Origin of the sequence: Plantactinospora sp. KLBMP9567, from assembly GCF_033446045.1 — a bacterium.
Lineage (GTDB): Bacteria > Actinomycetota > Actinomycetes > Mycobacteriales > Micromonosporaceae > Plantactinospora.
Genome location: NZ_JAWQRR010000046.1, coordinates 158078 through 180402 on the forward strand (window position 1 = coordinate 158078; position 22325 = coordinate 180402).

Below are 22325 nucleotides of genomic sequence, written 5' to 3' on the forward strand. Positions count from 1 at the left end.
ATCGCCCTACCAGCCGTGCCAGCCCTGATTACGCCCTTCCGCCGTACGTGTTGCCCGTGCTTGCGGCGGTGGAGCGGGGTGGCCCCGGCTTGGGGTAGGGCAAGCCGAAAGGTTCGGGCCGGGGCCACCGTCCACGTCCCTGTTCTCCGAGAGGCTGGTGAGAGGTCATGCGTGCTCTGCTCCGGTGGTTGTTCCGGCAGGAGGGGCGGGAGGAGTATCCGCTGCGGCGGCTCGGCTCGGCGTACCCGTACCGGTCGGCGACGCGCCGGCCGTTGTTGCCGTCGCAGGTGCGGTTGCGCCGGTTCACCCCGGTCGGCTTCGGTCGGCGGGGAGTCGATCCGGACGAGGTGACCGAGTTCCTGGAGCAGGTCGCCGCTGACCTGGCCAGGGCGTACGCCGAATTGGCCGGTGTCCGGGAGCAGAACGCCCGGATCAAGGACGCGTTGCGGCGGTGGCAGTCCCGGCAGGTGTCGACGGCGCACGGGTTGGCGCGGCGCTGATGGCCGGGCCTGCGGTGGTGCAGTGCCGGTCGTGTGACGGCCTCTCCTTCACCCTCGACCCGTGCCGCTGTACCTACGGCGGCAACCGCATCCTGGTCAACGAAAGCGACAGCGAGGCGGTTCGGCGGGCGGCGGGGGAGGCGTACCAGGACTGCCTGGAGTGTCAGGGGGTCGGCACGGTCGGCCGGCCCTGCCACGATTGTGGGCAGACCGGGCGGCGCCGCGCCCAACTCGTCCTCACGATGGCAAACCTGGACACCGGGGCGGTGGCCTCGGCGAACGTCGTACCCGGGGTGGTGGAACCGGCGCCGTGGCCGGACGACGGCGGTGGGAGCTGGTACCTCCCGCTCGCCCCGCTGCTCCGCGACCTGGCCGCCGCCGTCGGTGTCGGCGCCGGCTCGTGGACGGACGTCCGCCAGCCCGGTGATCCGGACGGCCCGCTCGTCTTCCTGCCCCGCGCCTGGCGGCCGGAGCACTCGGCGCCGATCCGGGAGGTGCTGGAGGCCGAAGCGATCGCCGGGGAGAGCGCCGACTCGTGGCGGCTCTATCTCGGCCGGGCCGAGGTCGCGCCGCCCAGGGAGGCGGCGGCCGATCTGGGCCGGCTCTGCCGGCTGGCCGATCTGCTCTGTCTGGACCTGGTGGTCGAGGCCCGCCGCCTGCTCGCCACCACCGGGCTGACCTGGGCGATCCGGTTCGAGGTGCCGGGTGGGCCGGTGCCGTCCGAGGCCCGGGGGTATGCCGACGACCTGACCGAAGCGCTCACCGCCACGACCGTGCTCGACGCCTGCGACGGGCTGGAGGAACGCGGCCTGACCGCCCCCGCCCACCACCTCACCATCGGGCAGCCACCACCCGACCCACCCACGGTCGACCTGGACCAGCTCGAACGGCGGATCCTCGCCGACTGTCTCGACCTCATCACCGGCGCCCCGACCGCCGGGGCGCAGGCGATCTGGCGGAACGGCCGCTGGTGGCACACCAGCCTGCGTACCGCCGGGACGACGGAAACTCTCACCGAGTGGTCGACCGGGCAGATCTACAGCCGGCGTGCGACGAAACTGCGCCGGGGATGGCAGCCGCCGGCACCGTCGTGGCAGGACTCGCCCATCCCGTACGTCGACTGCCCCGACTGCGACCCGCACAGCCGACTCCGACGCTGCGACTGCCGACTCGGCACCGACCGCGCCGACCCCGACTGCCCGAAGTGTGCCGGCTCCGGCCGCAGCCCGTCACTGCTGCGCTGCCACACCTGCCGGGGCACCCGCCGACTCCACTGCGAGGCGGCCATCACGATCACCGACCTTGCCGGCCGGGTCGTGCACCTCAGTTGGCGCACCGACGCGTCAAGCTGGCGTACCGGTGAATTCGCCTGGCAGGACGACCCCGCCGGCCACCAGGCCGATCGTGCCGGACCCGGCGGCGACGGGCGGGCCGGGCCGGCGGGTGAGCAGACCTGGCGGACCGGCCAGCGGGTGCCGGCGCCGCACGTGGCAACCCACCCCGGCGGCAAGCCGCTGCACCAGCTTCCCGACCACTTCCGGCTCGCAAGCTGGGCCGACCACTTCGGCGTACGCCCGGAGGACCTGGTCGAACTCGACGGCGGCGGCAGCCTCGACCACGACCTCCGGGACGGCACCGTCACCCTGCACCGGCCCGACGCCGACCCGCTGACCGAGTATCTGCGCTGGGCCGCCCGGGGCCGACCCGGCGGGCGGCTCTTCGTGCTGGCCCGCCGACCCGACGTGCCGCCCCTGGCCGACCTGGTCCGGCTCGTCCTCGGGCTGCGCCTGACGGTCACGATCACCCTCGTCGACCACCTCCGCAATGCCGGCGATCTCCGCCTCGTCCAGGGCGAGAGCTGGGACGTCACCGTCAACCGCCTCGGCGACCTGCCCGCCCCGGCCGATCCGCCCACCCGATCCACCCCGGAAGCCGCGATCGCGTACTGCCTCGAATACTTCGAACTCGCCATCGCCGGCAACGTCCCCGCCAACCCCGACCAGCCGATCCCGGTGCCCCAGACCCCGACCCCGATCGTGGTCGACGACCCCGTACCCCTGCTCCGCCGGCTCGCCCGCCACCACCCCGGCCAACCCGTCGCCGTGCACTACGACGGCGTCACCTGCCAGGTCTGGCTCCGCGAGCGCGACGACGTACGCCAGCTCGCCACCGCGCCCACCCTCCCCGCCGCCATCGGCACCCTCGGCCTTTCATGATCGACCTGATACAGAGATCTCAAGATTCTTGGCGATCTATGGTTGGCCGGTCGCGAAAAGTCGCCGAGAATCATGACGACTGGTCCACAAGATGGGCGCTTCGATGCGGCAGACCCCGGCTCGGGCCCTGCCCGCCGATAGATGGACGCGCTCGGCTGGCTAGACCGGTGGCGGTGCCGGAGCCTGTAGTGCCTCGCGGGGTGGGCTGGGCGCCGCCTCGGTCTTGCCCGTGATGAAGAGCGCGGTGATGGGTACGGAGCCGACCAGCAGGATCACCATGCCCTGCACCGGTGCCTGCTGGTTGAGGAACTCCACGGCCACCTGGACGAAGAGGACGAGCGCGCCGAACCCCAACAGGACCCGGACGAGTCTCAACCACCAGTTAGCCCACTGCCGGCGCCGCGCGGATCGTTCCTGGCTGTGCCGATGATCCATGTCGCAGCGGACGAGATCCATCAGGGCGTCCATCGCCTTTGCCGGATCAGGGTGCTGCTTGGAGATCCGCTCCCAGACCTGTTCGGTCTGGAACCAAGACGCGCCGTCGGACGCGCGCACCTGCTCTGTCACCCGGCCGGGTCCTTTCCGATGCCAAAGAGGGGGAGGCGCATCGATCGGGCTAGCTGGCCCGCCGCTGCCGAGGTGGCGCTGTCTGTGGCGCGCGAGCCCGCGCATGCCGGTCGATCGAGGTCAGCGTCTCGCCGAGGAGCTGTCCCACCCGGTCGACGCTCTGGTGCACGCGCTCCACGGACTGGTCACGCGAGATCTGCACGGCCGCCGGACGTGGGAGTTGGAGGTCGAGTGCCCGCACGAGGAATCGCCACGCCCGCCTGACGAACTGTGCCACGGCCTTGAAGGCGCTGAGAAACAACAGAACGGGATATGTCAGCAGGATCAGGCCGGTGCCGAGAATCTGGCTGGGGCGTGCCCGTTCGAGGCGTACATCAACGGAGCCGCTGATCACCGGAAGCTGCAACTCGACCACTGTCGACCGTTCGGCGGACTGGGGGCGCTGATCGATTTGCGGGCGCTCGCCGGTGAAGTCGATATACCAGGACGGTAGTGCGGCGGTGATCGCCACGTGCCTGCCCATCCGGTACTCCACGTCGCCTCCGATCGATTGGAGGCGCCAGAGTACCGCACGAAAATGATCGACTTCGACACCCGAGAAGTGTCCGATGTTCGCCATCTGCATGACCAAATACATGTCAGACTCGCGAGTGCCGAGTAGATCGACGACTGCGGCCAGACTTGATCGATAGATTGACTGCTATCGTCGGGCGCGGGATAGCGGGGAGGGGCCGGGATGTTGAATCCGGATGGATTCGGTACCGACACGGATGTCCTGCGCAACTACGCGAACCATCTGGATCAGGTTGCGGATGATCTCAAGCCGTTGCAGGAGAGGTTTGCCATCGGGGGTCCAGCCACGATCCGGATCGACGCGTTCAGCAGCCGTACCGGATGGCTTCATCTGATGGCCGAGGAGCTTGGCGCCTTCCGGGACGCCTACACGGACGCGCAGTCCGGGACGGAGTGGCGACTTCGCCGGATCCGGGATGCCATCAGGGAAGCCGGTCGCCTGCTCCGCGAGGCGGCTGACGAGTACGACCGCAGCGACCGGGGAGCTGCCGGCCGGACCGGGGCGGCTGGCCGATGACCCTCGCACTGCCGGAGGCGGCACACGTCCTCAGTGGGGTCGCCCGACTGGTCGGCGTCGACGATCCGATCAAGATGCTCAAGGAGTTCCAGCAGTTCGTCGACACGGACGAGCTCCGACGCGCGGCCACCGAGGTCTGGGGCACCAGCCCTACCTCCTCGCCGACCTCAGCGGCGCTGGACGACCACGCCGAGCGGCTGGTGGACGAGTTCCTGCGCACCGTCGAAGACCGTTGGCAGGGCACCGCCAGCGAGGCGTACGAACGCTACCTCGGCGAGGTCAGGGCAGCGCTGCACCAGGAGGCCGACAGCATCCCGATCGTCGGTGGCGCCCTCGTGATGGTGGCGGACGGGATCGAACTCACCTGGCTGGAGATGGTCGGTGCGGTGCTGACGGCCGTCGGCCTGATCCTGAGCGTGGTGAGCCTGGTCGGAGCCGGCAACATCATCGTGTCGTTGCTCGGGCTGATCGGCGGGCTCGCGTCCGGAGTTATCACCTACCTGTCCATGTCGAGACCGCGCGTCGAGCTGCTCGCGAAGCACGAGAGCACGCTCGACGGCAAGGGTCGGCACTCCACCTCTCCCGTCGACGCGCTGCCCAGCATCGACGGTCGCGCGTGGGGCTGGACCCCGAAGACTGCGGATCCGAACACCTAGGAGCAGTTGTGCGCGAGGACCTTGCCGCCCGGCTCGACGAGATGGTGAACAACTTCGAGGCGACCCGAGCCCGCATTCTGGAGGCCGGCGATGCCGTCTCGCGCCTTCGGGTGACGCGACAGAGCGACGATCGGTTGATCGAGGTCACGATCGGTCCCGACCGGGAGGTGGTCGACCTCCACATCGCCGACTCGGCCCTCCGCCGGGGAGACGGTCGGGCCATCGCCCAGACGGTCCTGTCGCTGATCGCCGAGGCGCAGGCCGAGTTCAGCCGGACCGCCCAGGCGGAATACCAACGGATCACCGGTCTCAGCATCGACCCCGCTGCCCTGGACGGCCGGGACGGCCCGGCCGTGCTCGGCCGGCTCTCCCGCGAGTTGTTCGGTGGCTGACGGCCAGGTCTTCCGGAGTGCGCCGAGCATCCCGGACGAGGGTCAACCGTTCGTCCTGCGTCGCAGGGCGCTCGTGTGGCTACTCGCCCTGCAACCGGTCGTGTGGCTGGGCATCCTGTCGCCGCTGTGCATCCCGGCTGTGAGCCCGTCCGGGGTGCCGTGGACGCTGCTGGTGCTGGTCCTGCCCTTCATGATCGTGGTGCTCTTCGCCATCGTCCGCGTCATGTCCAGGGTGACCGGGATCTGGCTCGCCGCTGACCCGGGCGGGGTCTGGGTGCGGGCACGGAGTCGTACCGGTACGGACGCCTTCGCGATCCGGGTGCCGTGGGACCACGTCGAGTCGATTTTCGCGATCCAGACCAGTCGTACGGGCATCTCCGGCGGACCCTGGACGCTGGTGGTCCGGGTGAAGGACCTGCCCGCCACGCTGCGACCACCCGATGAGCGGGAGGCCCAGCGCTGGACGTTCACGGTGAGCATGTGGCTGTCGAACTACTCGGCCCGCGAGGCGATCGACGTGCTCACCCGGCTTGCCGCGGGGCGGGCCGCGTTCGGTTGAGCACGCGCTGGGGCGTCGCACCGGTCAGGTGTTGAAGGTGCGGATCAGGTCCAGAAAGTAGCGGAGCCGGTGCACGTCGGCCGGCTTCACCGGGTCGGGATTGAAGTGCATGACCCTGTTGCGGATCTGTCGTATCTCGTCGAGTCGCTTGATGAAGACGGCCCGGTCGAGAGGCCACCCGAGCGTCTGCCAGCACTCAGGGTTGCTGATGATGGCCTGGTACTGGCCCATGGTCATGCGGTCGAACGATTTGGGACTCTTCTTACCTCCGCATGCCTGCTGGGCTGTCTCCAGGTCGAAGGTGTTCTGGATCAGGCGGCGTAGTTCCTGGTCGATCTCGCCGATCAGCAGGAACGGCGTGGCGGTCTCGTCGTACTTCTGCACGACATCCGCTGCGGTGATGATCCCGGAGATCTCGCCCTTGAAGTCCCGGACGAAGACGAACTCCTCCCGCCACAGGATGTCGATCACGTCGAGTAGCCGCACGTCGTAGTCGAACGCCTTGGCTGGGCTGATCATCCTGCCCAGGGGCGCGTCCGGGGCGGCGTGCTGGGCCTGGGCGATCGACTTCCAGCTCACCGCGCCGTGCAACTCGTCCGGGGCCGTGAGTACGGCGAGTTGGGAGAAATCGTTCAGCCGCATGATGGTGATCGCCTCCTGCACGAGAGCCGAGGGGGAGACCGAGACCAGGCGCTCGTCGTTGGAGAGCAGATTGCCCAGGGTCACACCAATGTCCGCGGACGCCTCGTCGGTCAGCTCCGCCTGAAGAGTGCCGGAGTCATGCCCCCCGGTAGCGCCGCTTCGGCCCTCGTCGCCGGGAGCCGGCAGAGCCACCAGCGTGACAGTGTGCTCGAGATTGACCGCCCGGAAGTCCGGCGCGCTGACAAGGCCGTGGTTGGCCAGGTCGGCGTCTATCTGCTGGCTCGTGTCGCGGTCCCGTTCCTCGAAGCCCCAATGCCGGATGAGTTCCCGTACGGTCAGGCTCACCGGATCGCCGTTCTCGGCCCGCCGGGAAGCCTCGTTCAACATGCCGAACCGCCGGCGTACCGCCTCCCGATCGACGGCGTCCTCGGACTCGTCTGCGCCTGATGTCTCGTCGGCTACGGCTTGCAGCAGCAATCGCCGTAGCTCGTGCAGGAACGGCCCGTCCGTATCGAGCCGCCAGGCGTACCAGCCGTGGACGGCTCGGGCGGAGTTGACCGCGGTAGCAGCACCGGACGGCGTACTGAACTCGCGACCATCGGAGAGCCTGATCCGTCCCCGGCTGGTGATCAAAGCCCTGTGCACCAGGTCGGAATGCGGGGGTCGGTAGGATATGGCCTGGTCCGGGTTCACCATGCCCGCGTCGAGTAGATCCGAGACCCGTACCCTCCGGCCGTTGATCAGCGGATGCCTGCGGCGGGGCGGCTCAGTCGTCATTCCAGTCTGCTCCAGGGGTGAGCGCTCGATCGAGGTCGATGGGCGGAATGAGGGTCTTGATCAGAGCGCAGGGCGATATTGCTGAGCGGACCGTGCAATGTCTAGGCTTCGGTCACTTTCCTGACGAAGGCCAGCCAACTGGCGCTCCTGGCGAACCAGGGCGGCGCCAGCAGCTCGAGGGCTACGATCTTCTCCGCGATCAGGACGCTGTCGGCCTCGGCGTACGTCTTGAAGGTGGCGGGCTTCGATCCGGTCGGGAGCAGCGCCTTCTTCAACTCTTCCTTGGCGTTGCGAAGCTTGCCGAGGTCACGGCCGGCGTACTCCGTCGGCATTCGCCACGAGGGGCGTGCCGCCTTGAGGGCCTTGGGGAAGAGGAACCACCAGGTCTCGGTCTCCCAGGCCGGCACGACGGCGTGGACCGGCCAGGGGAGACCCGAGTAGCACTCCTCGATCTTCGTGATCAGGCGCTCGTGCGCGGGCTCGACGGCGTCGGCGTCCTCGTGCATGAAGACGCACCGGATCGGTCTCCGCGCGTGGACGGCGCGTAGTAGAGCGCCGCCGCGCTGGGCCTTGTTCGGCAACCGCTCCGGGGGGACGTTCTTGACCAACGTCATCGGCTTGCGAAGGGTTTGAATGCCGGTCCCGAGATCGGGGCGGAGCGCTGCAACGAGGATCTTGATTGCCTGGCGGTCGTGGTCGTCTTCACCCAGGATCACCACCGCGCGCTGAGGGGCGCCGCGTTTGCCCGTCATTCAGGGCAGCCTCCCAACGCGCCGGTGAACCAGAGCTCGCCGAGCCCGATCTCCCCGTGCAGTTCCGCTTCCATCCGCCGGACGACCTCGGGCTCGATCGCCGGTATCCGGGAAGCAGCATCCTCGTCGCGCTCGCAGACGATCAACTCGTTGGGTCTCAACCGGTTGACCAGGGCCGGCGAGTGGGTGGCGATCAGGAACTGCGTACGCTCCGAAGCCTCCCGAAGCAGCTCCACCAGCCGGTCCAGGACGTGCGGATGCAATCCGTGATCGATTTCCTCGATGCAGGTCAGCCGTGGCGGCGCTGGGTCGTACAGCAAGGCGAGCAGGGCCAGTGCGCGAATCGACCCGTACGAGGCCTCCTGGAGAGTTGTCGATCCCGGTAGGCCTTCCTCGAGCAGGTTGAGCACGGTGCCCTCGCCCGCGCCGCCGATCGTCTCGAAATCCAGATCTGCGAGGCCCGGAATGAAGCGCCGGGCGTCCTGGACCAGGGCCTCGAAGCGCTCGGGATGAGAATCCGCCATGTAGGCCAGGAAGGACGCCAGATTCGTCCCGTCGTTGTCCAGGCGTTGGCTCAACCGCTGGGCAGCCGGTCGACGGGCCGCAGCGACATCGACATCGAAGACCCGGAAGCTGGCGAACAGGTCCGCCAGTGCCTCTACCTGCTCGCCGCCATCCTCCGGGCTCAGCTTCGGAAGTGTCGCCAGCCCGAGCGACCCTTCACGAAGGCTGGCGGTGCTCTCCTTGCCGCCGACATTGAAGGTGATTTCGCTTCCCTTGACCTCGATCCTCCGCCCCGGGCCGGCTGTGCGCTTGAACATGAACGCCTCGGAGCGGCGGAGATAGAATCTGTCCCGGACATGCTCCCGTAAGCCTGGGTTCCGGGGGATCCGCTTGGTGCGGAGCCGGCCGAGCGAGAATTCCAGCGAGTAGTTGTCCGTCGTGCGCGTATTGCTGTTCTTGGTAACTGCCGCCTCGACCTCGATGGATATGGCACTACCAGGCTTCGTCCCCCGGAACAGGATCCGCTCGAAGCCGCCGCGACGGTCAAGTGCCGGCCCGAGGTCATCCCTGATCGCATCTCCCAGGAACGCGATAACGTCCAGGAGATTGGACTTTCCGGCGCCGTTCGGACCCACCAGGACGTTCAACGCGGCGAGGCGCACCTCCACGGCGCGGAGGCTCCGGAAGTTGCTCACCTTGAGCCTGAGCAGGTACGGCGGACGCTTGACAGCCACGACGGGAGCCTACTGGGTCATTCGTTCCCACGGCGGCAGGTCCGCTGCGAAGGTGCCGAGTGCGATCGCGCAAGGCCTCGATCGAGCTGCACCATCGGCAGCCCGCAGCACGCCGTTCGGTCGTCCACCGTAGACGGAATCACGACAGATTGATCTAGAGATAGACGAGTAGCATGCCTGCGGTGAGTTGCTCATGAAGCCGACGATCGCTGCCGACACCCTTCGCAGGACGCTCACCCAGTACCTCACCACCACCTTCGGGCTGACCGACGAGCCGGTCCGGCGCGGGCTGGAGGCGTTTCTCACCCATCCTGAGCAGGGCATTTTCCGAGGGCCGTACCTGCGGATCCGCACACCGTTCCGGCCGGCGACCGGCGACTGGCGCGCCACACTCGACTGGGCACCGGCCGGCTTCACGCCGTACCTGCATCAGGCGAAGGCGTTCGCGCGACTGTCCACACTGGGCAAGGCCGCCGAGCCGACACTGATCACCACAGGTACCGGCTCCGGCAAGACCGAGGCGTTCCTGATCCCGCTGCTCGACCACTGCCGGCGGGCCCGGCGACAGTACGGGCCCGGGATCAAGGCGATCCTGCTGTATCCGATGAACGCGCTCGCCACCGACCAGACCAAACGGCTCAACGAATTGCTGGTCGACAATGCCGACCTGCACCAGGTCACCGCCGGGCTCTACATCGGCGACGTGGCCGCCGTCGAGTACCCCCGGGTGCTCACCAAGCGCTCCGAGATGCGGCGTACCCCACCGGACATCCTGATCACCAACTACAAGATGCTCGACCTGCTGCTGCAACGCGCCGACGACGTGCCGCTGTGGGAGGGGGCCCAGCCGGCGTACGTCGTACTCGACGAGTTCCACACCTACGACGGCGCGCAGGGCACGGACGTGGCGATCCTGCTGCGCCGGCTCGCCGCCGCGCTCGGCCGGTCGACCCCGGACCGTCCACTCGGCCCGATCTGCCCGGTCGCCACCTCCGCCACCCTCGGCTCTGGCGGTGGCCGGGACGGCCGGACCGCGATCCGCGAGGTCGCCGAGCAGGTCTTCGGGGTGCCGTTCGAGCCGGACTCGCTGATCGGCGAGGACCGCTACGAGCCGGCCGAGTTCATCGCCGAGCAGGACTTCAGCCTGCCGCTGCCTGAGCCGGACACCCTCGCCGCACTCGACGGGCGCGACGCCGGGCAGCTCACCGCGCGCGTCGCCGAACTGGTCCTCGGCGAGGCGCCGACCGACCCGGCCCGGCTCGGCGCGCTGCTGCGCCGGCACCCGCTGACCAAGGCGGTGCTCGACTCGCTCGGCACCGACCCGCGCACCTCCGCCGAGGTCATCGAGGTGCTGCCGCGCAAGAACGCCACCGGCTGGGGCAGCGCGATGAAGACCCGGCCCGAGGTCACCGCGCAGGCGCTGGCCCGGTTCGTCGGCCTGCTGGCCCGGGCCGAGAACCCGGACGCGCCGGGCCGCCCGCTGCTCAACATCGAAACCCACCTCTGGGTACGCGCGGTCTCCCGGCTGCTGCGCGGGGTCGGCCCGGAGACCACCTTCGGCTGGTACGGCGAGCCGGAGCGCGACGCCGACCCGTTCGCCCCGGAAGTCGACCAGGTGGTGGCGGACAACCGGTACCAGCGGCTGCCGGCGATCTACTGCCGGCACTGCGGGCGCTCCGGCTGGGCGGCACTCTCGCCGGAGAAGGATCCGCAGGAACTGGAGACCGACCCGGACAAGATCTACCGGGGCTCGGTCGGCCGGGACAAGCGCCGGGTCCGGGCGTTCGTCGCGGCCACCGACGACGAGATCCAGCACCGCGACCGGGGACTGCTGGTCCTGGAGTACGGCCGACGGGTCCGCCCGTTCGACCCGGCCCGGGACCGGGACGCCCGGCTCGGCGACGAGTCGATCGTCGTCCTCGGCGACCTGCTCGGGCTCGACGCCGCCGAGAAGGACCGCTGCCCCTCCTGCGAGCTCGACCACGGCATCCGCTACCTCGGCGCCGGCCTGGCCACCCTCGCCTCGGTGGCGATCACCCAGCTCTTCACCGGCGGCGAACTGGTCGGCGCCGAACGCAAGACCCTGCTGTTCAACGACTCCGTGCAGGACGCCGCCCACCGGGCCGGCTTCGTGGCCAACCGGTCCTACGCCTTCTCGCTCCGTTCCCTACTGGCGCGGCAACTCCGCCCCGGCGAGCCGGTCGGGCTGGACGAGCTGATCGTCGACATGATCGGCGCCGCCGTCGAGCCCGAGATCCTCTCCACCGTCGTCCCGCCCGACCTGCACGACCAGCCCGGAGTGGACAGCCTGCTGGCCGGGGAGAACCTGCGGGACCGGAAGGCGTGGACGCTGGTCGGGGAGCGGCTCGCCTTCGCCGCCGTCCTGGAGACCGGACTGCGTGCCCGGCAGGGGCGGACGCTGGAGTTGACCCGTACCGTCGCCGTCGAGGTCGGACTTGACGACCCGGCCGCAGCGGCGGCGCTGTGCCGGGACGTACACCTGACCGGGCCCGGTGCCGACGGCGGCCCGCTGCCGGACCACGCCCGCTACCTCGCCTTCCTGCGCGGCCTGTTGGCACGGCTGCGCATCCGGGGCGCGATCTACCACGAGTGGCTGGTGCCTTACCTGCGACGCGGTGGTGCCCGCTGGCAGATCTGGGGCGGTCGCCCGGAGGGAATGCCGGCGTTTCCGCGCGGGCTCTCCGGGCCGGCGTTCCTGCTCGCCAACTCCAAGGCGCGATCCGAGTTCGACGCGATCAGTGCCAAAGGTAACTGGTACCAGGACTGGGCCGGCCGATGCCTCGGCCTCGACGCGTCCGGTGCCGCCGGCTATCTCGGCCGGCTGCTGCCGGCGCTGGCCGCCGCCGGCATCGTCGCGGCCCGGGACACCGAGGACGGCAACCGGGTGTACGGGCTGCTGCCCGGCCATCTCCGGGTCACCCTGCTGGACGACGCCGCCGCGGTGGCCGCCGGGGTCGGCTGCGACACCTGCCACTGGCAGCAGACCGAGCACCCGGACCGGGTCGCCGACTGGATCGGGCAGCCGTGCCGGCAGTACCGCTGCGCCGGGCGGCTGCGACCGGCCCCGGACGACACCGCGCCGGACGACTACTACCGGCGGCTCTACCTGGAGAGCCCGGTGTTCCGGGTGGTCACCGGCGAACACACCGGCATGCTGACCCGAGCCCAGCGGGAGACCGTGGAGGAGCGGTTCCGGGCCGGTGACCGGTACACGGATCCGAACGTGCTCTCCTGCACCCCGACCCTGGAGATGGGAATCGACATCGGCGCGCTCTCCGCGGTGGTGCTGGCCTCGCTGCCGACCGGGCCGGCGAACTACGTCCAGCGGGCCGGGCGGGCAGGCCGGAAGAGTGGCAACGCCCTCGTGCTCACCCTGGTCGGCCGATCCGAGCGGGACCGCTACTACCTGACCGAACCGCGCGACATGATCGCCGGCCAGATCGTTCCGCCCGGCTGCTTCCTCTCCGCCGTGGAGATCCTGCGCCGGCAGTACCTGGCACACCTGATCGACCTCGCCGCCCGGGGACGGCTGCCCGGCGTACTGCCGCTGCCCCGGCGGGCGCACCTGCTGTTCGGGACCACCGGCTGGCTGGCAACGCTCGCCGACGCCGGACAACGGGACGGAGCCCGGCTGGTCGAGGGGTTCCTCCGGCTGTTCGGCGACAAGATCTCGGACGTCGCCGCCGATCAGCTCCGGCACTTCGCCGACGCCGGGCTGACCGACCGGGTGAAGCGGGCCGACGCGGCCTGGGAGGACCGCCGGGGCGACCTGCAACGGCGGCTCGCCGGCATCGACGCCGTCGCGGGAACGCTGGTGAGAAGCGATCCGGACCACGCCCGCGAGCTGAAGATGCTCAAGTCGGAGGCCCGCGAGGTACGCAAGCTGCTGCACCGGATCGCCGGCGCCGCCGCGCACGGCACACTTGTCGAGTTCGGACTGCTGCCCAACTACGCCCTGATCGACAACCGCACGCTGCTGGACGCCACCCTCACCTGGGAAGACAAGATGCCGGACGGCAGCCGGCGGTTCCACACCGAACTGCGCGAGTACGACCGCCCGGCCCGGCAGGCCCTGGTCGAGATCGCCCCCGGTAACGCGTACTACGTGCGCGGCTACAAGCACGAGATCTCCGGCCTGGACCTCGGCCCGGCGAACCGGCCGGCGTACGAACGCTGGCGGATCTGTGCCCGGTGCGGCTACGCCCGTACCCACCTCGCCCAGGAGGACACCAGCGGATGCCCGCGCTGCGGCGACGAAGGGCTCGCCGACCAGAGCCGGCTCTTCAACGTGCTGCAACCGACCCGGGTGCTCACCCGGGACCGCCGCGACGACGCGCGGATCCGGGACGACAGCGACGACCGGGAACGGCGCTTCTACGCCACCCGGATCACCGTCGACGTCGACCCTGGCCAGATCGACTCGTCCTGGCGGCACACCGGGGACACCTTCGGCGTCGACTACACCCGGCAGGCCACGATCCGGCACTACAACCTCGGCGCGCAGCGCTACGACCGGGCCAGCGAGTTCTTTGCCGGCGACGAGGTGCGGATCAACCCGTTCCACACCTGCGACTCCTGCGGCGGTACGACGATCGACGGGCAGCCCATGGTGAGCCAGGAGGTCGCCGCGCACCTCGCCGGCTCGGCCGTCGCCAAGGAGGCCGAACACCACCGGCCCTGGTGCCCGCACCGCCGATCGCCCGGCACGGCCAACCACGTACCGCTGATCCTGGCCCACGAGCTGCGGACCGAGGCACTGCGGATCCTGATCCCGGCGGTCACCGCGCTGGTGGAGGAGCGCGTCGTGTCGTTCGCCGCGGCCGTGCGACTCGGCATCGCCGCCGAGTACGGCGGGGACCCGGCCCACCTCCGGGTGCTCTCCGCGACCATGCCGGACGCGCAGAGCGGCGGCACCCGCAACTACGTGGTCGTGTACGACACGCAGCCGCAGGGCACCGGCTATCTGCACCGGCTCGCCGACCCGGAGCAGTTCCGGCAGATCCTCGCCCGGGCCCGGCAGATCATCGGCAACTGCGTCTGCCGGCACGAGGGGCGGGCCGCCTGCCACCGGTGCCTGCTGCGGTACGCCCGGGACAGCGAGTTCAACCTGATGAGCCGGGACGAGGCACTGGGCATGCTGAGCCGGCTCCTGGACACCTGGGCGGTGCGAGCCGGCACCCGGACCGACGACATCTCGCTGATCCACCAGGTGGAGAGCGAGTTGGAGATGCGGTTCCTCAACAAGCTGCTGGCGTGGGCCGGCGAGCCGGGGTCCGGCGTACGCATCGAGCGGCGAACCGACCACGACGGCGCCCGGATCGCCGACCTGCGGTTCACCGCCCCGAACGGGGTGGACGTCACGCACTGGCAGATGAAGCTGCAGAACACGATCCGGGGCACCCGGCCCGACGTGCACTTCCGGCGGCTCGACGCGCCGTCCCCGGAGATCGCGGTCTACCTCGACGGATTCAAGTACCACGCGTCGCCGCAGTACAACCGGCTCGCCGACGACGCCGAGAAGCGCAACCGGCTGCGGGCGCACGACTTCCACGTCTTCGGGATCACCTGGGACGACGTCGACGGCTGGCGCGGCGGGACGGACGGGACGGACACCACCTGGGAGCCGTACGGCGGGCTGGCCAAGCAGCGCGCCCGAGATCTGTACCGGCAGTCCGTACCGGATGCCGACCCCGCCGACCTGGAGCGGTACGTCTGGACCAACCCGGTCGAGCTGCTGCTGCGGTTCCTGGCCGAGCCTGAGCCCCAGCGGTGGCGGCGTCGTGCCGAAGCGGCCCTGGCCGGCCTGCTCGTCCAGGCGACGGAGAAGCCAAGCACAGCCGACTCGGCAGGTATCGGGGAGCGGATCGTGGCCTCTCTGCGCGGCGAGGCCCTGCCGCCGGCCCGGCCGGGCCGGATCACCCTGGTCCGGTCGGTCGACGCCGCGGACTGCCCGGTGACCATCGTGGTGGACGGTCGCGGTGCGGAGCGGATCTGGTCGGCGCTGACGGTGGTGGACGACCGGCCGGAAACGGTCAACGCCGGTACCGACGACGGGCGGGCGCAGCACCGGCGTCGGTGGATGGGCTGGTTGGCCTGGACCAACATCATCCAGTTTCTGAGCAGCGGCGGTGGCGACGGTGCTCAGCTCGCCCGGACCGCGCTGGACGGCTTCGACCCTGCCTCGATGGCCGTGACCGAGGGTACCGGTATGCGGCTCACCCAACGGCCGATGCCGGTCGACGCCGAAACCGCCACGTGGCTCGGATTCTCGCCGGAGACGACGCCGCCGGACGAGGACGTCACCGATACCGACTCGCCCTGGGCGGAGGTGCTGCACTACCTCAACCGGGACGAGTCCGGCCTGGAATCGCTGGTGCAGGCGCTGATCCGGCGCGATCTGCCGGTGCCGGTCGTCGGCTACGAACTCGGGGACCAGGGTTGGCAGGCCGAACTCGCCTGGCCGGACGAACGGGTCGCCGTCGTGCTCTCCGGCGCCGACGAGGATCCGGAGGTCCATGACCGGGACGGTGCGTATGCCGACGCGGGTTGGCACGTCCGGATCGCGCGGGAGTGGTCGGCGGACGAGCTGATCGATCGGCTCGGAGTGAGGAGTGGGGGAGGGCGTCAGTGATGGCCAAGGCCGCGACGTTGCGGATGCTGGACCGGGCCGACAAGGAGGTCATGAAGCTCTCTCGGGCGGAGATCGGGGCCGTCTACGAGTTCATGCACAAGTTCCGGCACAACCCAGGCAATCCGGGGCTGCGGCTGAAGCAGCTCTCCGGCAGCTCCCGGCTCTGGTCCGCACGGATCAACCAGGACCACCGGGCACTACTGCTGCACATCACCGAGCACGACTACCTGCTCGTCGCGATCCGGCACCGCAAGGACGTCTACGAGAACCTGGACCGGTACTCGTACCGGATCAACCGGGTGACCGGCGGCATCGAGGTGATCGACCTGGAGCCGGTGGGGGACAGCATCGTCGGTCGGGTGATCTCGCCCGACTCGTCGGTGGCCGTGCCGGAGGTCGCCCCGGTGGGCGCCCTGCCCGCCTCCGGCCCGCAGGGCGAAGCCTCTCATGACGGTGGAGCCGGCGACCCGGCGGCAGGGGCGGTCCCGCTGTTCGAGAGGTTCACGGACACGCAACTCGTCGACTTGGGAGTCGCCGAACCGCTACTGCCGCAGATCCGCGACCTGACGGGCGAAACCGGGCTGCTGGAGCTGGCCGAGCGTGCTCCCCAGCTCACCACCGACGTGCTGCTGTCGCTGCATGACGGCAAGTCGTACGACCACGTGCGTACCCACATCACCGAGCCGGTACGGGCGGAGGAGGTGGTCGACCCCGACGACTACCGGCGGGCGGTGGAGCGGCCAGCCACGCAGGTCTCGTCCGACGACGAGGCGTTGCAGGCGATGCTCGCCGAGTCGTTCGACCGCTGGCAGATCTTCCTTCATCCCACCCAGCGCCGACTGGTCGAGAAGCAGTACAAGGGTCCCACGCGGGTGGGCGGTGGCCCAGGGACCGGCAAGACGATCGTGGCGTTGCACCGGGTCGCCTACCTGGTCCGGAAGCTACCGCCCGGGGCGGACAAGCCAGTCCTGTTGACCACCTTCAACCGAAACCTCGCGGCGGACCTACGGACGCGGCTGATCGCTCTCGGTGGGCAGGAACTGGTGTCCCGGGTGGACATCGTCAACATCGACCGGCTGGCCAGCCGGGTCGTCGCCGAGGCGAAGGCGGGAACGGGCAAGCGGATCGTCGACGACAGCGCCGTGCCCGATCTCTGGCAGCAGTACCTGTTGGAAACAGGGGAGTCCGGTTGGGACGCGGAGTTCCTGGCCGCCGAGTGGGCCCAGGTGATCCTCGGCCAGGTGCTCGGTTCCAGGACCGACTACTTCAACGCGCGGCGTCCTGGTCGAGGTCGCTCGCTCAGCCGGGTCGAACGTGACCAGATCTGGCGGCTCACCGAGCGATTCACCAAGTGGCTCGACGACCAGGGCAGATGGACCTGGCGGCAGGTGGCCGAACGGGCGGCCCGGTTGGAGATGGACCGGGCCGAGCGCAGTGCGGGCCTGCCACCGGAGGACTCGGGCGGTTTCCTGCGGCACCGGTACCGGCACATCGTGGTGGACGAGGCGCAGGACCTCAGCGCCGCGCACTGGAAGATGCTGCGTGCGATGGTCGCCGCCGGCCCGGATGACCTGTTCCTGACGGGTGACACGCACCAGCGGATCTACGACAACCACGTGACACTGAGTAGCCTGGGCATCAATATCCGGGGCCGGTCCGCCCGGTTGACCCTGAGCTACCGGACTACCCGCCAGATCCTCGCCGCGGCGTTGGAGATCATGAGCGGCGAGACCTATGACGACCTCGACGGCGGTGCGGAGGACCTCGCCGGCTACCGGTCACTGCTGCGTGGCGGCTTGCCGACCTTCCGGAGCGCAGCATCCTGGCACCAGGAACGTGAGCTGGTTATTGATCGGTTGACGGCCTGGGGGAGGCCGGCGGACGGTTCGGTGGCCGTTGCCGTACCAACGCGTGAGTTGGCGGCGGAGGTTGCGGGCCGGCTGGAAGCCGAGGGCATTTTGGCGGTCGAGATCGGTCCGGACGGGCCGAAGCGTCCGGACGGCGTGCATGTCGGCACTATGCATCGGTTCAAGGGGCTCGAATACCAGCGAGTCATCATCGCCGGAGTCAGCGACGGACTTGTTCCCCGGCAGATGATCGGCCGCTACCGTGAAACCGATCCTCGGCGCCACCAGCGGGAACGGCAGCGGGACCGTTCTCTGCTCTTCGTCGCCGCCACCAGGGCCCGAGACGAGTTGGCCGTCTTTTGGCATGGCACACCTAGCCCATTCCTTACCGGTCGCTTGGTGCAGACGCATCCGATCGAATAGCAGTCCACCCCTGGTGTGCCTCCAGTCGTCGAAGGTTCCTGGTGAGTAAAAGTGATAAATCATCGCTATAGGGATTTCCCATGATCTAGCGCTACAATTCTGATGGACAGCGACGTTCCCCCTCCACAGCCCGACCAGCGCACCGGAATCGGACGCGAGCCGGTCCGGCAACCAATCCCCTCCGCCGTCATCGCGGCCGGCGGAGCCGGAGGAGGCACCATGTCGCGCATGCCGATCGGCCTGGCCGGCGCATCCACCCGACTTCGCTCCTGGGCCTGCGGAAGCCTCCGGTACGACCTGCCGGCCTCGCTCGTCGTCTTCCTGGTCGCCGTACCGCTGTCGCTGGGCATCGCGGCCGCCTCCAACGCTCCGGTGGCTGCCGGCCTGATCGCGGCCGTGGTCGGCGGGGTGGTCGCCGGCCTGTTCGGCGGTTCGCCGCTCCAGGTCACCGGCCCGGCCGCCGGGCTGACCGTGGTCGTCGCGGAGCTGGTGAGCCGGTTCGGCTGGGCCGCCACCTGCGCGATCACCGCCGCTGCCGGGTTGTTGCAGGTCGCGTTCGGGTTGTGCCGGCTCGCCCGGACCGCGCTCGCCCTCTCGCCGGCGATCGTGCACGGCATGCTCGCCGGGATCGGTGTCACGATCGTGCTCGGGCAACTGCACGTGCTGCTCGGTGGCGAACCCGGCACCACACCACTGCGCAACCTGATCGACCTGCCGGCCCAACTGGCGACCCGGCACGACCACGCGGCGCTGATCGGGCTCACGGTGATCGGGCTGCTGGTGCTCTGGCCCCGGCTGCCGAGACCGGTCCGCCGGATACCCGGCCCGCTCGTCGCGGTCACCCTGGCCACCCTCGCGGCCATGGTCTGGAACGACGTCGACCTGGCCCGGGTGGAGATGCCGGGGTCGCTGCTGGCCGCCGTGCACCTGCCGGCGCTACCCGATCGGGACTGGCCGGCCGTCGCCGCCGCGGTACTGACCGTCGCCGTCATCGCCAGCGTGGAGAGTCTGCTCTCCGCCACCGCCGTCGACCGGCTGGCCGCCGATCGGGCCGCCCGGGACGGCCGCCGGTCCATCCCGACCAACCTGGACCGGGAGATGATCGGCCAGGGCCTGGCGAACGGCTTCTCCGGCCTGCTCGGCGGGCTGCCTGTGACCGGCGTCATCGTGCGCAGCTCCACCAACGTCAACGCGGGGGCCCGGAACAGGGGCTCCGCGGTCCTGCACGGAGTGTGGGTCCTGCTCTTCGCGGTCCTGCTTGTCGTACTCGTCGAGCGGATCCCGATGGCCGCGCTGGCCGGGCTCCTCGTGGTGGTCGGCCTGCAACTGGTGAAGATCTCCGACATCCGGCGGGTACGCCAGCACCGCGAACTGACCGTCTACGTCGTCACCGCCCTCGGCGTGGTGGTCTTCAACCTGCTGGAGGGGGTCCTGATCGGACTCGTTCTGGCGGTCGTGCTGATCCTCCGCCGGGTGGTCTGGGCCACGGTGCAGGCCGAGCGGGTACGCGCCTGTCCGGCCGGCCGCGAGCACTGGTCCGTGCACGTCGAGGGGACGCTCAGCTTTCTCGCCATTCCGCGGCTCTCCATGGTCCTCGGGCGGGTGCCGCCGGGCAGCACCGTCGACCTGGAACTGGTCACCGACTTCCTCGACCACGCGGCCTTCGACCACCTCGACTGGTGGGTACGACAGCACGAGAGCACCGGCGGGCGGGTACACCTCGACGAGGTGGGCCCGGCGGCCCTGCGCGGCGACCACCCCCGGCCGTCCCGGCGGATCCACGCCCTGGTGCCGCCGCGCTGGTTCTCGCCCTGGTCGAGTTGGCAGGCCCGGCACCCGGACGGGGCGGGTGAGCCGAGCCGCGCCGATCAGCCCGGATCGGCGCTGGCCGCGCTCCGGCCGCTGCACGTCGGGGTACGCGAATACCACCGCCGGTCGGCAGCCCGGCTGCTGCCGTTCCTCACCGAACTGGATGGTGGGCACAAGCCGCACAGCTTCTTCCTGACCTGCGCCGACGCCCGGATCCTGCCCAACGTGATCACCAGCAGTGGGCCGGGTGACCTCTTCACGGTGCGCAATATCGGCAACCTCGTCCCCGCCGACCACACGGCGGAGTCCTCGGTGGCGGCCGCCGTCTCGTACGCCGTCGAGGTGCTCTGCGTGCCGGCGCTGCTGGTCTGCGGGCACTCCGGGTGCGGGGCCATGCATGGGCTGCTCGGCGGGCGCGACGAGGAGGAGAGCCACGTCGGGCGCTGGTTGCGGTGGGGGCGGCCGAGCCGGGCGGCGTGGCGGGCCGGACATCCGGTCGGGCTGGCCGCCGCCGGGGACGGTCGCGCCGAGGTCGACCAGTTGGCGATGGTGAACGTCGCACGCCAGGTCGCGGTGCTCCGGGAGTTCCTCGCCGCCCGCGGTGTCGGGCCGGCGAAGGTGTCGGTGCAGGGGCTGTTCTTCGACATCCCGACCGGCCTGCTGCTGGTCCTCGACGAGCAGCGCCAGCGGTTCACCTCGCCGCCGGACCAGGAGTTGGAGATCAGCGGCGCGGGTTTCGTCCGACCCTAGTACGGCAGCCGCCGTTTGAGATCTTGCTGCTCAGGCGGAGTAGACGAGGGACGGCCACCGCGTGATCGTCTGTGCGTTGTGGACACAACATCAGATCGGGCGGTGGCCGCGTGTCACAGCGTAGCCGTTGCCGGGTGGAAACGAGTGTTGGCCGGGGTGCTCGGATGCTTCGCGGGCAGGTTCGGGCGGGTGGAACCGCGTCGCGCGGCGGCGGCGTTCGTGACCGGATTACTGGCCGACATCGAGGTCAAGACGTGCTGGCAACTGGCGGAGCAGGCCGGTTACGCCCGGCCGGACGCGATGCAGCGGCTGTTGTACCGGGCGGTGTGGGACGCCGACGCCGTCCGCGATGACCTGCGGCGGCTGGTCGCCGGCCGGTTCGGTGACCCGGACGCGGTCCTGATCCCGGACGAGACGGGGGACCTGAAGAAGGGCACCCACACGGTCGGGGTGCAGCGGCAGTACACGGGCACGGCGGGGCGGATCGAGAACAGCCAGGTCGGGGTGTTCCTGGCCTACGCCAGCCGGCACGGACACACCCTGATCGACCGACGCGTGTACCTACCGGCGTCATGGACCGACGACCGCGACCGGTGCCAGGCCGCTGGCGTGCCCGACGAGATCGGCTTCGCGACCCGGTCGGAGTTGGCCGCGGACATGATCACCGCTGCCCTCGATGCCGGTGTCCCAGCGGGATGGGCCGCCGCGGACGAGGCATACGGCAACAGCAGCGTGTTTCGTGCTCACCCGCGCGGACACGGGCTCGGCTACGTCCTGGCGGTCTCCCGCAGCCACCTGGTCCCGCTCGACGGCGGCAAGACCCGCGTCCGCGCCGACCGGGTGGCCGCCGACCTACCGGCATCAGCATGGCAACGCCGCAGCGCCGGCGCCGGGTCCAAGGGTCCTCGCTTCTACGACTGGGCCTGGCTCGATGACGTCTGCACCGACGCCGACCCCGATGACGGCGGCCGGCACAGCCTTCTCATCCGCCGTAACACCACCACCGGTGAACTGGCCTTCTACCGCTGCTGGGCACCCAAGCCGGCCACCCTCGCCCAATTCATTCGAGTCGCGGGCATCCGCTGGACCGTCGAGGAGAGCTTCCAGGCCGCCAAGGGCCAGGTCGGCCTGGACCAGCACCAAGTCCGCCGCTGGGACTCCTGGCACCGCTTCACCACCCTCGCCCTGGCCGCCCTCGCTGTCCTTGCGATCAGCGCCGCCGACACCGCCACCGACGACCCCGACGAGCCGAGTGACACCGGAATGATCAAGCTCACCGTCAACGAGATCCGCCGTCTGATCAACACCCTCGTCATCCGGTCCTTCCATGACCTCGCCCACCGTTTGCACTGGTCACACTGGCGACGCCGTCATCAAGCCCGAGCCCGACGAGCCCACTACACACACCGCCTCAACCTCGAACTTCAACCATGATCCCGAACGGCGGCTGCCGTA

The 22325-nt window shown here is 69.9% G+C and carries 15 protein-coding genes; 10 read left to right on the forward strand and 5 right to left on the reverse strand.

Features of this window, described 5'->3' with window-relative positions:
• Positions 1 to 167 precede the first annotated feature (167 nt).
• The gene (locus tag R6Y94_RS35305; RefSeq protein ID WP_318400800.1) at positions 168 to 500 is read left to right on the forward strand and encodes a DivIVA domain-containing protein; all 333 of its coding nucleotides are present in this window, start codon (positions 168 to 170) and stop codon (positions 498 to 500) included.
• The gene (locus tag R6Y94_RS35310; RefSeq protein ID WP_318400802.1) at positions 452 to 2716 is read left to right on the forward strand and encodes a hypothetical protein; all 2265 of its coding nucleotides are present in this window, start codon (positions 452 to 454) and stop codon (positions 2714 to 2716) included. Before R6Y94_RS35305 ends, R6Y94_RS35310 begins: the two co-directional genes overlap by 49 nt.
• Before the next feature lie 159 nt (positions 2717 to 2875).
• Here R6Y94_RS35310 and R6Y94_RS35315 read toward each other — a convergent pair whose 3' ends face one another.
• Complete coding sequence (locus R6Y94_RS35315) at positions 2876 to 3283, reverse strand: hypothetical protein (protein ID WP_318400804.1); 408 nt, start codon at positions 3281 to 3283, stop codon at positions 2876 to 2878.
• 49 nt (positions 3284 to 3332) lie between these two features.
• Entirely contained in the window at positions 3333 to 3902 is a 570-nt protein-coding gene (locus tag R6Y94_RS35320; protein WP_318400806.1) for a hypothetical protein, read from the reverse strand.
• A gap of 117 nt (positions 3903 to 4019) precedes the next feature.
• Between R6Y94_RS35320 and R6Y94_RS35325 the strand changes: the two genes are divergently transcribed.
• From R6Y94_RS35325 to R6Y94_RS35340, 4 genes are read left to right on the forward strand one after another with little or no spacing between them, the layout of a single operon-like run.
• Positions 4020 to 4373 (forward strand): hypothetical protein, encoded by a 354-nt coding sequence (locus tag R6Y94_RS35325; RefSeq protein ID WP_318400808.1) that lies wholly within the window; start codon positions 4020 to 4022, stop codon positions 4371 to 4373.
• Positions 4370 to 5029 (forward strand): hypothetical protein, encoded by a 660-nt coding sequence (locus R6Y94_RS35330; RefSeq protein ID WP_318400810.1) that lies wholly within the window; start codon positions 4370 to 4372, stop codon positions 5027 to 5029. Before R6Y94_RS35325 ends, R6Y94_RS35330 begins: the two co-directional genes overlap by 4 nt.
• Before the next feature lie 8 nt (positions 5030 to 5037).
• Positions 5038 to 5421 (forward strand): YbaB/EbfC family nucleoid-associated protein, encoded by a 384-nt coding sequence (locus R6Y94_RS35335; protein WP_318400812.1) that lies wholly within the window; start codon positions 5038 to 5040, stop codon positions 5419 to 5421.
• Positions 5414 to 5980 carry a hypothetical protein gene (locus R6Y94_RS35340; RefSeq protein ID WP_318400814.1) on the forward strand — a complete coding sequence of 189 codons (567 nt, stop codon included), beginning with the start codon at positions 5414 to 5416 and terminating at the stop codon, positions 5978 to 5980. Before R6Y94_RS35335 ends, R6Y94_RS35340 begins: the two co-directional genes overlap by 8 nt.
• A 24-nt stretch (positions 5981 to 6004) precedes the next feature.
• Here R6Y94_RS35340 and R6Y94_RS35345 read toward each other — a convergent pair whose 3' ends face one another.
• The 3 genes from R6Y94_RS35345 to R6Y94_RS35355 all read right to left on the reverse strand — a co-directional run bounded on the left by R6Y94_RS35345 (position 6005) and on the right by R6Y94_RS35355 (position 9389).
• A complete protein-coding gene (locus R6Y94_RS35345; protein ID WP_318400815.1) occupies positions 6005 to 7399 on the reverse strand; it encodes a CBS domain-containing protein in 1395 nt (464 codons plus the stop codon).
• 101 nt (positions 7400 to 7500) lie between these two features.
• Positions 7501 to 8151, reverse strand: coding sequence for a hypothetical protein (locus R6Y94_RS35350; RefSeq protein WP_318400817.1), 651 nt, complete (start codon positions 8149 to 8151; stop codon positions 7501 to 7503).
• Positions 8148 to 9389 carry an AAA family ATPase gene (locus R6Y94_RS35355; RefSeq protein ID WP_318400819.1) on the reverse strand — a complete coding sequence of 414 codons (1242 nt, stop codon included), beginning with the start codon at positions 9387 to 9389 and terminating at the stop codon, positions 8148 to 8150. Before R6Y94_RS35355 ends, R6Y94_RS35350 begins: the two co-directional genes overlap by 4 nt.
• Before the next feature lie 193 nt (positions 9390 to 9582).
• On the opposite strand from R6Y94_RS35355, the gene R6Y94_RS35360 reads away from it, so the two are divergent.
• The 4 genes from R6Y94_RS35360 to R6Y94_RS35375 all read left to right on the forward strand — a co-directional run bounded on the left by R6Y94_RS35360 (position 9583) and on the right by R6Y94_RS35375 (position 22304).
• Entirely contained in the window at positions 9583 to 16041 is a 6459-nt protein-coding gene (locus tag R6Y94_RS35360; protein ID WP_318400821.1) for a DEAD/DEAH box helicase, read from the forward strand.
• Positions 16041 to 18311, forward strand: a complete 2271-nt coding sequence (locus R6Y94_RS35365) for a UvrD-helicase domain-containing protein (RefSeq protein ID WP_318400823.1) — start codon at positions 16041 to 16043, stop codon at positions 18309 to 18311. The genes R6Y94_RS35360 and R6Y94_RS35365 overlap by 1 nt, the downstream gene beginning before the upstream one ends.
• Before the next feature lie 219 nt (positions 18312 to 18530).
• Entirely contained in the window at positions 18531 to 20870 is a 2340-nt protein-coding gene (locus tag R6Y94_RS35370) for a SulP family inorganic anion transporter (RefSeq protein ID WP_318400825.1), read from the forward strand.
• A 144-nt stretch (positions 20871 to 21014) separates the two neighbouring features.
• The gene (locus R6Y94_RS35375; RefSeq protein WP_318395470.1) at positions 21015 to 22304 is read left to right on the forward strand and encodes an IS701 family transposase; all 1290 of its coding nucleotides are present in this window, start codon (positions 21015 to 21017) and stop codon (positions 22302 to 22304) included.
• Positions 22305 to 22325 lie beyond the last annotated feature (21 nt).

Bases quoted from the DNA above. Each gene is read 5' to 3' on its own strand.
- R6Y94_RS35305 (WP_318400800.1), top strand. From the start codon at position 168: ATGCGTGCTCTGCTCCGGTGGTTGTTCCGGCAGGAGGGGCGGGAGGAG.
- R6Y94_RS35320 (WP_318400806.1), bottom strand. From the start codon at position 3,902: ATGGCGAACATCGGACACTTCTCGGGTGTCGAAGTCGATCATTTTCGT.
- R6Y94_RS35325 (WP_318400808.1), top strand. From the start codon at position 4,020: ATGTTGAATCCGGATGGATTCGGTACCGACACGGATGTCCTGCGCAAC.
- R6Y94_RS35330 (WP_318400810.1), top strand. From the start codon at position 4,370: ATGACCCTCGCACTGCCGGAGGCGGCACACGTCCTCAGTGGGGTCGCC.
- R6Y94_RS35345 (WP_318400815.1), bottom strand. From the start codon at position 7,399: ATGACGACTGAGCCGCCCCGCCGCAGGCATCCGCTGATCAACGGCCGG.
- R6Y94_RS35350 (WP_318400817.1), bottom strand. From the start codon at position 8,151: ATGACGGGCAAACGCGGCGCCCCTCAGCGCGCGGTGGTGATCCTGGGT.
- R6Y94_RS35360 (WP_318400821.1), top strand. From the start codon at position 9,583: ATGAAGCCGACGATCGCTGCCGACACCCTTCGCAGGACGCTCACCCAG.
- R6Y94_RS35365 (WP_318400823.1), top strand. From the start codon at position 16,041: ATGGCCAAGGCCGCGACGTTGCGGATGCTGGACCGGGCCGACAAGGAG.
- R6Y94_RS35370 (WP_318400825.1), top strand. From the start codon at position 18,531: ATGTCGCGCATGCCGATCGGCCTGGCCGGCGCATCCACCCGACTTCGC.